Here is a 12136-nt window from a genome sequence, read left to right as displayed (position 1 = left end):
GATGGCGAAGGAGTCAGCCGACCCGGTCGCCGAAGCGATCGGCCTGGCCCTGACCGGCTCCCCCGGTCCGGTCGACCTCGAACGTGCCCGGGAGGTACGGCAGCGGTGTCGTGATGCCGCGCGGCCGTGGCCGATGCCCGTACCACCGGAACTGCTGGCCCGGATCGGGTACGGCAGATGGGCGGCCCTGCTGGCCGAGGCGGTGGCACAGGTCGGGCCGGCGAACTCACCGACCCGCCACCCCGGTGCCCTGGGGCCCGATGATCGCCGGTTGCTGCAGGACCGCCCGCCGCATTGGTGAGCGCCGCGGCAGTTGGTCGGTACGGTCGAGCGGCCGGCCCGTACCCTCGCACCGGCAGTTGCCGAACCCCTGGACATGACAATGCCCCGACCCACGACGGGTCGGGGCATGTCGGGGAGGTTGATCAGCGCCCGGCCAGCAGGTCGCGGATCTCACCCAGCAACTTGGTCTGGTCGTCGAGCTCTTCCTCGGGCTCCTTCTTGCCGAACCGGTCCTGGAACATCTGGTACGGCTTGACGATGCCGAAGTAGACCACGGCGGCCATGATCACGAACGAGATCACGGCGTTGATGAACGGTGCGATGTCCACACTGTTGAGGATCAGGATCCGCCCGACCTCGGGCGTCGCTCCGCCGAGGGCGAAAGCGATCAGAGCCACAACCAGCTCGGTGAACGCGGTGACAACTGCTCCGAAGGCGGTCGCCATGATGAATGCGACGGCAAGATCGATCAGATTGCCGCGCAACAAGAACTCCTTGAACCCCTTCATGGCTCAGATGCTCCTATCGTCGAATGAATGTGGCACCCGATGGAGCACCGCAGGCGACGTTAGCAGCCTGAACACGGGATTTCGGAGAACCTGCCGCAACCCGCCGCAGGTGTCACGGACCCGTCACGATCGAGACCGGAATCAGGAAACGAAGGGCCCCGACAGGGAACCGAGCACCGGCTCCCAGGCACGGACACCGATCTCGGCGACCAGCCCCTCACGCTGGAAGGGATCCTCGGCCAGCAGACGCTCGGCCTCCGACGCATCACCGGCGCGAACGATCAGCAGGGCCGCCGGCGGCCCGTCGTCGTTGATCGGCCCGGAGAGCAGGAGCTGGTCCCGTTTCGCCAGTTCGGTCAGGTGCTCGCGATGTTCGGGCCGGTACTGATCCCGCTGGCTGGCGGAGTCCGCGGCATAGGTGTAGGTGATAGCGAAAATGGCCATGGGTCACACGCTAGTGCCCCATGGCCATCGTCACCGAGGTGCTCAGTCGGCGGTCTCGGCGGCCGGCTCCTCGCCGTCGTACTGCACCAGCGCGTCAAGCACCTGCTCCAACTGCTGGGAGTTCAGGGCGCCCGGCTGGCTGAAGACCAGATCCCCCTTGTGGAAGGCCATCAGGGTCGGGATCGACTGGATTCCGAGCTGCATCGCGAGTTGCTGGTTGGCGTCGGTGTCCACCTTGGCGAAGACGACCTCGCCATAGCCCTCGTTGTCCGACGCCTTGGTGAAGATCGGTCCGAACCGCTTGCACGGCTGGCACCAGTCGGCCCAGAAGTCAACGATCACCCGATCGCTGCTTTGCACGGTTTCGGCAAAGGACTGGGTGTCAAGATCGACGGTTGCCATTTCTCCTCCAGATCACGGCCCCTCGGTGGGGCCCGTCAATTGCGTTCACCAGCACAACCGGCCGTGCCCGGCAGGTATTCCCGAGCCGATGGCGAGTTGCTGGCTCAGGCCTTGCTCACGTACAGGTACTGCGCCGTGTCGACGTCGACCTCCACCCCGGGCCCACTGGCGGGGATCAGTCGTACGCCGAGGCCGCCGGGCTCGGCCTTGAGGGCGACTCCGGGTTCGATACCGCCACCGCGCAGGTTGATCAGCACCTCGTCCTCCTTCTGGAGTTCCTCGCTGATCCGGCGCAGGACGACCTCGACCGGGCCGTTCTTGACCACCGCACTGAGCGGCTCGGTGCCATCGCGGAATCCGGGCACCTCGTGGGTGGCGCCGAGCGCGGCCAGCCCCGGGATCGGGTTGCCGTACGGCGATTCGGTCGGGTGGTTCAGGACCTCGATCAGGCGCTTCTCCACCTCGTCACTGATCACGTGCTCCCAGCGACAGGCCTCGACATGGACCAGTTCCCAGTCCAGGCCGATCACATCGGTCAGCAACCGCTCGGCCAGGCGGTGTTTGCGCATCACCTTGGTGGCGAGCTCGCGGCCGGTCTCGGTCAACTCCAGGTGTCGGTCGCCCTCGACGGTCAACAGGCCTTCGCGCTCCATCCCGGCAACCCGCTCCGAGACGGTCGGATTCGACATCTGCAGGCGCTCGGCGATCCGTGCCCGGATCGGCACGATGCCTTCCTCCTCCAACTCGAAGATGGTCCGCAGATACATCTCGGTGGGATGAATAAGGTCACTCACGTGTCACGTCTCCTGCTCCTCGGCGCATCCGACCGGCGGGCGTGCGAAGTCCGCACGACTCCGGTGATGCGGTGATCCTATTGCACCCAACACCCATGCGTGTGCGCGCATTCCCTCCGGGTCAGGGGGCGAGGCGCTCGAAGGTCCAGTTGGCGGCGACCCGGCGGTAGGCGATCCGGTCGTGCAGCCGGTTCGGCCGGCCCTGCCAGAACTCGATCTGGTTCGGCAGCAGTCGGTACCCGCCCCAGTGCTCCGGACGCGGGACCTCCCGGTCGACCCACCGTTGCTCCTCGGCGGCGTAGTCCTCGGCCAGGGACCTGGCCCCGACGAACCGCGACTGGGCCGAGGCCCGGGCCGCGATCTGGGAGCCGCGCGGTCGGGTGGCGAAGTAGGCGATCGACTCCTCCTCGGGGACCTTCTCCACCGCGCCGACCATCCGTACCTGCCGGTACAGCGGCGCCCAGTGCAGCATGATCGCCGCGTGCGGGTTCTGCGCCAGTTCGACGCCCTTGCGGGACTCGTAGTTGGTGAACCAGGTGATCGAATGGTCGTCGTGGCCCTTCAACAGGACGGTACGCACACTCGGCATCACCGTCTGGTCACGTTCGGTCGCAGCGGTCGCCAGGGCCATCGCGGTCGGTTCACTGAGCAGACCGTCCGCATGCGCGGCCAAAGCCTCGGCCAGCCAGACGGCAAAGAGTTCCCAGGGGTTGTCCGGCACCTCGGATTCCACCAGCCGGCCACCGACGTAATCGGTACGGATGGAGGCGACTTCCGGCATCTCGCCATGCGTGCTCATGTTCCAAGCGTGGCACGGAACCTGCAAGGATCGCAGCATGGCCCACCTTCACCTCGACCCCGACCTGCGCCTCCCCGTCGACCTGCTGCCGGCCGACGGACGTTTCGGGTCCGGACCGGCGAAGATTCGCCAGGCGGCCGCCGCGGTCGTCTCGACCTCACCGGTGCTGGGCACCTCCCACCGGCAGGAACCGGTGCGCACACTGGTCGGCCGGGTACGCGAGGGTCTCTCGGCGTTGTACCGGGCGCCGGAGGGGTACGAGTTGGTGCTCGGAAACGGTGGCAGCACCTTGTTCTGGGACATCGCGGTCAGTTCGCTGATCGAGCGTCGCAGTGCCCATGCGGTGCTCGGTGAGTTCTCGGCCAAGTTCGCCGCGGCCTCCGCGGCGGCACCGTTCCTGGACGAGCCCGAGGTCGATCGGGTGGAGCCCGGTTCCGGGGTGGCACTCGCTCCGACCGATGCCGATGTCTACGCCTGGCCGCAGAACGAGACCTCCACGGGGGTCAGCCTGCCGGTCCGGCGGGTCGTGGACGACGGTTCGCTGATGCTGATCGATGCCACCTCGGCCGCCGGCGGCATCGATGTGGACCTGTCCCAGACCGACGCTTGGTACTTCGCGCCGCAGAAGAACCTCGGGTCCGACGGCGGGCTGTGGCTGGCCTTCCTCTCCCCCGCCGCGATCGATCGTGCGTACCGGCTGGCCGCGGGTTCGCGCTGGATCCCGGGCGGGCTGGAGCTGGTCGGCCCGATCGAACAGTCGCGGAAGAACCAGACGGTGAACACCCCGGCGATCGCGACCTTGCTGATGTTGGACGCGCAGGTGCAGTGGCTGTTGGACAACGGCGGCATCGAGTTCGCCGCCGACCGCACCCGTCGGGGCTCGGACGCGCTGTATGCCTGGGCATCGGCGCATCCGCTGGCGACCCCGTTCGTCGCCGATCCGCAGTACCGCTCGCCGGTGGTGGTGACGATCGACTTCTCCGAGGAACTGGACGCGGCTGCCTTGGCGGCCGTGCTGCGGGCGAACGGGATCGTCGACGTCGAGCCGTACCGGAAGCTGGGCCGCAACCAGCTGCGGATCGGCACCTATGCCGCGGTCGATCCCGAGGATGTGCAGGCACTGATCCGTTGTCTGGACTGGATCCTGGAACGAGTCGGCTGAGCCCGAAACCGCTGGGTCGGTGCGAGCTCGCCCGACCGACCGCGGTCACCGGTTCTGCAGTCCATCCGCAACCCGGCCGCCACGAGCCGGGGCCATCAGCGTGCCCGAGCCAAGGCATCACCACCGACCCGTTCCCTGCACGGAACACCGCTGAGCTGGCGTCAGAACCTGAAACGGGACCCGCAGCGGCCGGTTCTGCGATCTGGAGCCACACCAGCGGTGTTCATGCCGACCTACCGCCCCGGCCGATGACGGTGACCACCCGCGGCAGGTCCCGACACCGCTGAGGTGGCGCCAGAACCCCAAACAGGTCCCGCGACGACCGTTGTTGCGATCTGGAGCCACACCAGTGGTGTTCTCCATGTGAGAGTGGATGCGCCGAATCAGTCAGTGAACGGGAAACCGCGGCGCGGTCGGGACGGCTCGCCGGCCGCATCATCGACGGGTTGGCGTTCCCACGGCGCGAGACCGAGGTCGTCATCGTCATCGTCGAGGTCCGTCTCGGTGAACGTCGTACGCCGGACCGCTCGCCGTGGTGTCGGCGCCGGTGCCACCTCGTCGGATTGCTCCCCGGCACCGCTTTCCTGGCCGCTAGCTCCGGTCCCTTCAGCACCAGCACCCGCGGCTCCAGCGCCCGCGGCTCCAGCACCCGCGGCTCCAGCGCCGGAAACGTCGGGCGCCTCGGCGGGCGGGTGCAGACGCTGCCACGGTGAGCGGGTGGTCGCGGCCTCCGCCGCGCCGTCGGTGGCATCAGCGGTGCGCACGGCTGACGGGTTCGTCAGCGCGGGATCGGCACGATTGCCTGCACCGTTCGCTTCCTCAGCGGCTGTACTGGTGGCCAGCTCACCCGCCGTTGATCCCTGGCCGGCGGCGCCGGTGACCTCCTCGGCCGCCGCGCCGACGTCCTCCTTGGAACCGCCACGCTCACCGAGATCTTCAGCCGGGCTTCCGGATTCCGCGGCACGCTCATCGCCAACATCGGCCTCACCGACCGCCCCGGCAAACCCAGCGGTTTCCCGGCCACGCTCACCGGAGGCATCGGACTCAGCAGCCCCAGCCCGGCCGGCGGATCCCTCGGCGTCGACCTCGGAACTCTCGGCCTCCTCCGGGGACTCCGCGACGCGATCGGCCTGTTCCGAACTCTGCTCGTCCTCCCGGCCGGCGCGCCACACCGCCGAGCCCGGAGGTTCGCTGAAGGTCACCCGAGGTCGCAGGTCGGCACCGGCCGGTGACTTGGCCCGGAACGCGATCACCGCGGCGAGCACCGCCACCAATGCCGCCAGCCCGATCGCCACGAAGGTGCCGGTACGGGCAGCACCGCCACTCGACGGTTCGGCCACCTCGGTCTCACCCGAGGTGTCCTCGGCCGGCTCGGCACCAGGCGAGGCCGGCGGCTCGGCCGGCGCCTCGGCAACCGGGGTGACCTCGTCGGGGATCGCGGTCCGCAGGACCTGGATCGGTTGGGCACTGTCGCCGATCAGCACCTGGGAGTCGTCCTCGGCATCGCGGGCGATCGTCTCCCCGGCCTGTTGCCAGGGCAATTCGGAACTGCCGACCTCGACCCCGTCACCGTCGAGCACATGCAGCGAGGTGTAGGTACGCAGGACCACCCGGCCGTCGCCGAGCACCGTCGCATCGGTGACATTGGCCGGCGCATCGCCGAGGCGTTCGAGCTGGTTCACCCCGGTCCGGTCAGGTTGCTCGGGTGCGGCATAGATCGCCGGATCGTCCCCGGCGGTGACCAGGTAGACCCGGCCCGAACGCACGAACATGGCCTTGGCGTCATGCGGCCCGTCGGGGTAGGCGAGATCGAACGCACCGTAGGTGCCGTCACCGGTACCGGGCTCGGCATTGGTCAGGAAGTAGACGGTGACGAACTCCCGGTTCAGGTCGACATCACCGATGTCGCCGACGAACAACCGATCGGCATCGTCGGCCAGGGCCTGCACCTGCTGGGTCTCGGCACCGAAGCCGACCACACCCTCGACCTCGCCGTCGGAGTTCAGTCCGACGACCTCGCCGGCGCCCGAGGACCGGGCCATCCAGTATCGGTCGGTCTCCACGTCGTAGGCGAAACCGGTGGGAGCGGCGATCGCCTCGTCGTCGACGGTGAAGGCGACATCGTCGGCAGCGACGGCGAACCCGGCCGGGCCGATCAGCAGAGTCAGCAGAGCGATCAGCAGGCTCGCCCAGCGCCTCGTACCGTTGCCTCGCACCATCCAGCCTGCCCCAACAATCCGTCCGCGCCGAACGTTGCGTCCGGTCTCCATCCGTTCGTACCGCGAGCGCCTGCGGACAGACACTCAGCGGGTTCCTTGCAGCAACGCGCCGACGATCACGATCAGGATCAGCGCCAGCAAGGCTGCTGTCACCAACCTGCGCCGGCTGCGAGTATTCACCCGAACACACTAGCGGCGGGGGAAAACACCGCAAATGGACGATCGACCCACGACCTGCCGTCGGTACGGCACCGGTGGCCGGTCGATCATTCCGGTGCGATCACCAGCACCAGGTCGCCACCCTCGACCGAACGGACACCGCTCAGGGCGACCCGTTCCACCGTGCCACCGACCTGGGCGGTGATCGCGGCCTCCATCTTCATCGCCTCGATGGTGGCGACCGCCTGACCGGCCTCGACGGTGTCACCGACCTCCACCGAGACGGTCACCACCCCGGCGAACGGCGCCGCGACATGTCCCGGGTTCTGGGCGTCGGCGCGTTCGGCACCGACGTCGGAGACCTTGATCGACTGGTCCCGTACCCGCATCGGACGCAACTGGCCGTTCATCAACGTCATCACATTGCGGACCCCGCGTTCGTCGGGTTCACCGATCGCCTCCAGGGCGACGATGATGTTCACGCCCTTGCCCATCCGGATGGTGTGCTCACCGGTCTCGCCCAGGCCGTAGAGGTAGTCCAGGGTGGGCACCGCCGACAGGTCTCCGTAGGTCTCCAGCACACCCTCGTAGTCCTTGGTCGGGCCCGGGAACAGCAACCGGTTCAGGGTACGGCGCCGCACCTCACCGGGTTCGTCCAACAGCGCGGCATCCTCGCTGCTGACCTCGGCCTCCCGGATCGGCACCTGCCGGCCCGCCAGGGCCTTGCTGGTGAACGGCTCGGGAAATCCGTTCACCGGCCGACCGAGCTCACCGGCCAGGAAACCGATCACCGAATCGGGGATGTCGTAGTTCTGCGGGTTCTCGGCGAAGTCGGCCGGGTCGGCGCCCACCGCCACCAGGTGCAACGCCAGGTCGCCCACGACCTTCGAACTCGGGGTCACCTTCGTCGGTCGGCCGAGGATCTTGTTCGCCGCGGCGTAGGTGTCCTCGATCTGCTCGAATCGATCGGCCAGCCCGAGTGCGATCGCCTGCTGCCGCAGGTTGGACAGCTGACCACCGGGGATTTCATGGTCGTAGACCCGGCCGGTGGGACTGGGCAGTCCGGACTCGAAGGGCCGATAGAGCTTGCGGACCGCCTCCCAGTAGGGCTCGAAGTCCATCACGGTACGCAGATCCCGCGTACCGTCGGCACCGGTCAGCGTGGTCTGCCGGGGCGTGTTCTGCAAGGCCGCCACCAGGGCCGAGAACGGCGGTTGACTGGTGGTCGCCGCCATCGGTGCACTGGCCACGTCGACGGCATCGACCCCGGCCTCGACAGCGGCCAACAGGGTTGCCAGCTGGCCACCGGGGGTGTCATGGGTGTGCAGATGCACCGGCAGGTCGAATCGTTCCCGCAGCGCGCTGACCAAGGTGGTCGCCGCCGGCGCACGGAGCAGCCCGGCCATGTCCTTGATCGCCAGGACGTGGGCGCCGGCCTCGACGATCTGCTCGGCCAGCCGCAGGTAGTAGTCGAGGGTGTAGATGTCCTCCTCGGGACTGGACAGATCACCGGAGTAGCACAGCGCCACCTCCGCGACCGCGGTCCCGGTGGCCCGCACGGCCTCGATCGCCGGGCGCATCTGTTCCACATCGTTCAGGGCGTCGAAGATCCGGAAGATGTCGATCCCGGTCTGCGCCGCCTCGGCGACGAAGGCGTCGGTGACCTGGGTCGGGTACGGGGTGTAGCCGACCGTGTTCCGCCCGCGCAGCAACATCTGCAGACACAGGTTCGGCATCGTCTCGCGCAACTGCGCCAACCGTTGCCAGGGGTCCTCGCCGAGGAACCGCAACGCCACGTCGTAGGTGGCCCCACCCCAGCACTCGACCGACAGCAGGCCGGGCAGCAGTCGCGCCTGGTAGGGCGCGACGGTCAGCAGGTCCTTGGTCCGGACCCGGGTGGCGAGCAGGGACTGGTGCGCATCACGCATGGTCGTGTCGGTGACCTGCACCGCCTGCGAACCCCGCAGTGCCGCGGCGAACCCCTCGGGCCCCTGTTCGACCAGCAGTTGTCGCGAGCCGGCCGGCGGGGCCGTCTCCAGATCGGCCGGCGGCAACTTCTCCGCCGGGTCCATGTCGGTCGGCGCCTGCCCGTGGGGCTGGTTAACCGTCACATCGGCCAGCCACCGCAACAGCTTCGTGCCACGGTCGGCCGGGGTGTGGGAGGTCAGCAGTGCCGGCCGCTCGGCGATGAAGGAGGTCGACAGGTCCCCGGCGGTGAAGTCGGGGTCGTTCAGCACCGCCAACAGGAACGGGATGTTGGTCGCCACGCCGCGGATCCGGAACTCGGCCAGGGCCCGTTTGGCCCGGACGATCGCCTCGGGGAAGGTACGCGCGCGGGCGGTCAGCTTCACCAGCATCGAATCGAAGTGGGCGCTGATCTCGGCACCGGTGGCCGCGGTGCCGCCGTCGAGCCGGATACCGGCTCCACCGGCGGACCGGTAGGCGGTGATGGTGCCGATGTCGGGGCGGAACTCGTTCGCCGGGTCCTCGGTGGTGATCCGGCACTGCAGGGCGGCGCCGTTGATCCGTACCGTGTCCTGGCTCAACCCCAGATCGGACAACGATTCACCCGAGGCGATCCGCATCTGCGCCTGCACCAGGTCGACATCGGTGATCTCCTCGGTGACGGTGTGCTCGACCTGGATCCGCGGGTTCATCTCGATGAACACATGTTCGCCGGCGCGCGGTCCCTCGGTCTCGACCAGGAACTCCACGGTGCCGGCACAGGAGTAGTCCAGGGCCTCGGCGAACTTCACCGCATCGGTGGTGAGGGCTGCCCGCAGTTCGTCGGAGATGTGCGGCGCCGGGGCGATCTCGATCACCTTCTGGTGCCGGCGCTGGATCGAGCAGTCCCGCTCGAACAGGTGCATCACCTCGCCCTGGGTGTCGGCCAGGATCTGTACCTCGATGTGCCGTGGCCGGGCGACTGCCTGTTCGACGAAGACCGTGCCGTCACCGAAGGCGGCCTCGGCCTCCCGCGATGCGGCCTCGATCGCTCCCCGCAGTTCCGACGGTTCGTCCACCCGGCGCATACCGCGGCCACCACCACCGGCGACCGCCTTGACGAAGACCGGGAAACCGATCTCGGTCGCGCCGGCGACCAGGGCGTCGATGTCGGTGCTCGGCGAGGTCGAGGACAAGGTGGGTACACCGGCCTCGCGGGCCTTGCCGATCGCCCGTACCTTGTTGCCGGCCAGTTCCAGCACCTCGGCCGGCGGGCCGATGAAGGTCAGCCCGGCGGCGCTGCAGGCCCGCGCCAGCTGGGGGTTCTCCGAGAGGAAGCCGTACCCGGGATAGACCGCATCGGCACCGGATTCACGGGCCACCCGGACGATCTCGTCGACATCGAGGTAGGCCCGGACCGGGTGCCCCTCCTCACCGATCAGGTACGCCTCGTCAGCCTTGATCCGGTGCACGGCGTTGCGATCCTCGTAGGCGAAGACCGCGACGGTGCGGGCACCCAGCTCATGTGCTGCTCGCAGCGCACGGACGGCAATCTCACCACGGTTTGCCACCAGCACTTTCGAGAACATGGCGGCAATCTATCCCGACCGCCGTGCTCGCCTGCGGCCCGTCCAGGTCTCAGCTCGGGTTCGGCAGGCTCAGACCCGGGGGGTGCTGGGTTCGCGTACCGCCAGACTGGGACGCGGTCGCAGATGGGTCTCCACATCCAGGTGCTTGAACCGGATCACCAGGGCGACGCTGATGCCGATCCCGATCAGGGTGAGTGCACCGCCGCCGATCAGGGTGGATCGGGGCCCGAAGTGCTCGGCGAGCAGGCCCAGCAGCGGGGCCCCGATCGGGGTACCGCCCATCAGCACCATCGAGTACAGCGCCATCACCCGGCCGCGCATCCCCGAGGTGGTGCCCATCTGCACCGCCGCATTGGCCGCGGTCAGCGTGAGCAGGGAGATCAGGCCGACGACCGGCAGGCCGATCGCGAAGAAGAGGTAGCTCGGCATCAACCCCAGGGCCATCTCGGCGACGGCGAAGGCGATCGCGCTCATCACCACCTGGCGGACCCGGGGCGCCGAGGTACGCCGGGCCGCCATCAGCGCCCCGGCCAGCGAACCGACGGCCATGAAGGAGCCGAGGATGCCGTACTGCTCGGCGCCCTTGTCGAACTCCTGGGAGGCCATCAGGGCGATCGTCATCTGGAAGTTCATCCCCCAGGTGCCGACGGAGAAGGCGATCAACAGCACCAGCAGCAGATCGGCCCGGTCGCGGACATAGGCGATCCCCTCGCGGATCTGCCCCTTGGCCCGTTCCACCCGGGCGACGGTTTGCAGCTTCGAGGCATCCAGCAGGGTGATCGCGAGCAGGAATGCCAGGTAGGTGACGGCATTGGTCGCGATCGCCCAGCCTGAACCGAAGCCGGCGATCACCACACCGGCCAGGGCCGGGCCGATGATCCGGGCCAGGTGGAAGGTGGCACTGTTCAACCCGATCGCATTGGTCAGGTTCTCCCGGCCGACGAGTTCGGAGACGAAGGACTGCCGTGCCGGTACGTCGATGGCCGAGCCGACACCGAAGAGCAGGGCCAGCAGGTAGACGGTCTCGGCGGTGGCGACGCCGGTGATCGCGGCTGCCCCGAGGACAGCGGCCATCAGCGCCATCCAGCCCTGGCTGAACCACAGCACCTTCCGCTTGTCGAAGCGGTCGGCGATCAGCCCGGTGTAGGGCGAGAGCAGCAGGGTCGGCAGGAACTGCAGCGCGGTGGTGATGCCGACGGCGAGCGCCGAACCGGTCAGTTCCAGGACCAGCCAGTCCTGGGCGACACGCTGCATCCAGGTGCCGATGTTGGAGCCGAAGGAGCCGGCCAGGTAGATCCGGTAGTTCGGGTTCTGCAAGGCCGAGAAGGTACGGGAGCGAGCAAGGTTCATTGTTGGGCCAACTTCTGCAGGACTGGTACGACCGCCCGCAGGGCGGCGCGTTCGGCCGGACTCAGGGCGGCCACCTGTTGGGCCATCCACTGGTCGCGGCGACGACGTTCGGCGGTGACGACATTGCGCCCCTCGGCGGTGAGGCGGACGCGCTGGTGCCGACGATCATGATCATCACAGCGGCGTTCGACTATCCCCAGTTCGACCAGGGAGCCGACGATCCGGGTCATCGAGGGCGGTTTCACCTTCTCGTGCTCGGCCAGCTCCGACATCCCCAGTTCGCCGTCGCGCATCAGGGCACTCATGGTCGACAGCTGGTTCGCACCCAGGTCGTGACCGCCGGCGTGGACCTGTCGGAGCCGGCGGGCCAGCCGCATCGTGGCCAACCTGAGTGTGCTGGCCAGACCCGCGGTGGTCCGCAGGCCCGGTTCGGGATGCTGGGTCGGTTCGCTCGTCACTACTTCGAGGTTAATAGTTAGCAAC

11 protein-coding genes are annotated in these 12136 nt (G+C 68.3%); 2 read left to right on the top strand and 9 right to left on the bottom strand.

Annotation, left to right across the window (positions count from 1 at the left end):
- The first annotated feature begins 1 nt into the window (after nucleotide 1).
- Complete coding sequence (locus CLV29_RS00180; RefSeq protein WP_133753103.1) at nucleotides 2-301, top strand: hypothetical protein; 300 nt, start codon at nucleotides 2-4, stop codon at nucleotides 299-301.
- 124 nt (nucleotides 302-425) lie between these two features.
- Here CLV29_RS00180 and CLV29_RS00175 read toward each other — a convergent pair whose 3' ends face one another.
- The 5 genes from CLV29_RS00175 to pdxH form a co-directional block, all read right to left on the bottom strand.
- Entirely contained in the window at nucleotides 426-791 is a 366-nt protein-coding gene (locus CLV29_RS00175) for an MscL family protein (RefSeq protein WP_133753102.1), read from the bottom strand.
- A 141-nt stretch (nucleotides 792-932) separates the two neighbouring features.
- Nucleotides 933-1235, bottom strand: coding sequence for a YciI family protein (locus tag CLV29_RS00170; RefSeq protein WP_133753101.1), 303 nt, complete (start codon nucleotides 1233-1235; stop codon nucleotides 933-935).
- A gap of 42 nt (nucleotides 1236-1277) precedes the next feature.
- Nucleotides 1278-1637, bottom strand: coding sequence for a thioredoxin (gene trxA, locus CLV29_RS00165; RefSeq protein WP_133753100.1), 360 nt, complete (start codon nucleotides 1635-1637; stop codon nucleotides 1278-1280).
- A 104-nt stretch (nucleotides 1638-1741) separates the two neighbouring features.
- On the bottom strand, nucleotides 1742-2431 hold the full coding sequence (locus tag CLV29_RS00160) for an iron-dependent transcriptional repressor DtxR (protein WP_133753099.1): 690 nt from the start codon (nucleotides 2429-2431) through the stop codon (nucleotides 1742-1744).
- 121 nt (nucleotides 2432-2552) lie between these two features.
- A complete protein-coding gene (gene pdxH / locus CLV29_RS00155; protein ID WP_243831634.1) occupies nucleotides 2553-3230 on the bottom strand; it encodes a pyridoxamine 5'-phosphate oxidase in 678 nt (225 codons plus the stop codon).
- A gap of 37 nt (nucleotides 3231-3267) precedes the next feature.
- On the opposite strand from pdxH, the gene serC reads away from it, so the two are divergent.
- Nucleotides 3268-4392, top strand: coding sequence for a phosphoserine transaminase (gene serC, locus CLV29_RS00150; RefSeq protein WP_133753098.1), 1125 nt, complete (start codon nucleotides 3268-3270; stop codon nucleotides 4390-4392).
- Between the two features lie 383 nt (nucleotides 4393-4775).
- On the opposite strand, the gene CLV29_RS00145 is transcribed toward serC, so the two are convergent.
- The 4 genes from CLV29_RS00145 to CLV29_RS00130 all read right to left on the bottom strand — a co-directional run bounded on the left by CLV29_RS00145 (nucleotide 4776) and on the right by CLV29_RS00130 (nucleotide 12111).
- Nucleotides 4776-6611 (bottom strand): hypothetical protein, encoded by a 1836-nt coding sequence (locus tag CLV29_RS00145; protein WP_133753097.1) that lies wholly within the window; start codon nucleotides 6609-6611, stop codon nucleotides 4776-4778.
- 266 nt (nucleotides 6612-6877) lie between these two features.
- Complete coding sequence (locus CLV29_RS00140) at nucleotides 6878-10303, bottom strand: pyruvate carboxylase (RefSeq protein WP_133753096.1); 3426 nt, start codon at nucleotides 10301-10303, stop codon at nucleotides 6878-6880.
- A 69-nt stretch (nucleotides 10304-10372) separates the two neighbouring features.
- Entirely contained in the window at nucleotides 10373-11653 is a 1281-nt protein-coding gene (locus CLV29_RS00135; RefSeq protein ID WP_133753095.1) for an MFS transporter, read from the bottom strand.
- Entirely contained in the window at nucleotides 11650-12111 is a 462-nt protein-coding gene (locus CLV29_RS00130; RefSeq protein WP_243831633.1) for a MarR family winged helix-turn-helix transcriptional regulator, read from the bottom strand. The genes CLV29_RS00135 and CLV29_RS00130 overlap by 4 nt, the downstream gene beginning before the upstream one ends.
- Nucleotides 12112-12136 lie beyond the last annotated feature (25 nt).

The sequence above is a fragment of the Naumannella halotolerans genome, assembly GCF_004364645.1.
GTDB lineage: Bacteria > Actinomycetota > Actinomycetes > Propionibacteriales > Propionibacteriaceae > Naumannella > Naumannella halotolerans.
This window is presented reverse-complemented; position numbering and strand designations above follow the sequence as displayed.

What these genes read in the sequence shown, in the direction of transcription:
- CLV29_RS00180 (WP_133753103.1), top strand. Translation starts at nt 2, where the DNA reads ATGGCGAAGGAGTCAGCCGACCCGGTCGCCGAAGCGATCGGCCTGGCC.
- CLV29_RS00145 (WP_133753097.1), bottom strand. Translation starts at nt 6,611, where the DNA reads ATGGTGCGAGGCAACGGTACGAGGCGCTGGGCGAGCCTGCTGATCGCT.
- pdxH (WP_243831634.1), bottom strand. Translation starts at nt 3,230, where the DNA reads ATGAGCACGCATGGCGAGATGCCGGAAGTCGCCTCCATCCGTACCGAT.
- CLV29_RS00170 (WP_133753101.1), bottom strand. Translation starts at nt 1,235, where the DNA reads ATGGCCATTTTCGCTATCACCTACACCTATGCCGCGGACTCCGCCAGC.
- serC (WP_133753098.1), top strand. Translation starts at nt 3,268, where the DNA reads ATGGCCCACCTTCACCTCGACCCCGACCTGCGCCTCCCCGTCGACCTG.
- trxA (WP_133753100.1), bottom strand. Translation starts at nt 1,637, where the DNA reads ATGGCAACCGTCGATCTTGACACCCAGTCCTTTGCCGAAACCGTGCAA.
- CLV29_RS00135 (WP_133753095.1), bottom strand. Translation starts at nt 11,653, where the DNA reads ATGAACCTTGCTCGCTCCCGTACCTTCTCGGCCTTGCAGAACCCGAAC.
- CLV29_RS00175 (WP_133753102.1), bottom strand. Translation starts at nt 791, where the DNA reads ATGAAGGGGTTCAAGGAGTTCTTGTTGCGCGGCAATCTGATCGATCTT.
- CLV29_RS00140 (WP_133753096.1), bottom strand. Translation starts at nt 10,303, where the DNA reads ATGTTCTCGAAAGTGCTGGTGGCAAACCGTGGTGAGATTGCCGTCCGT.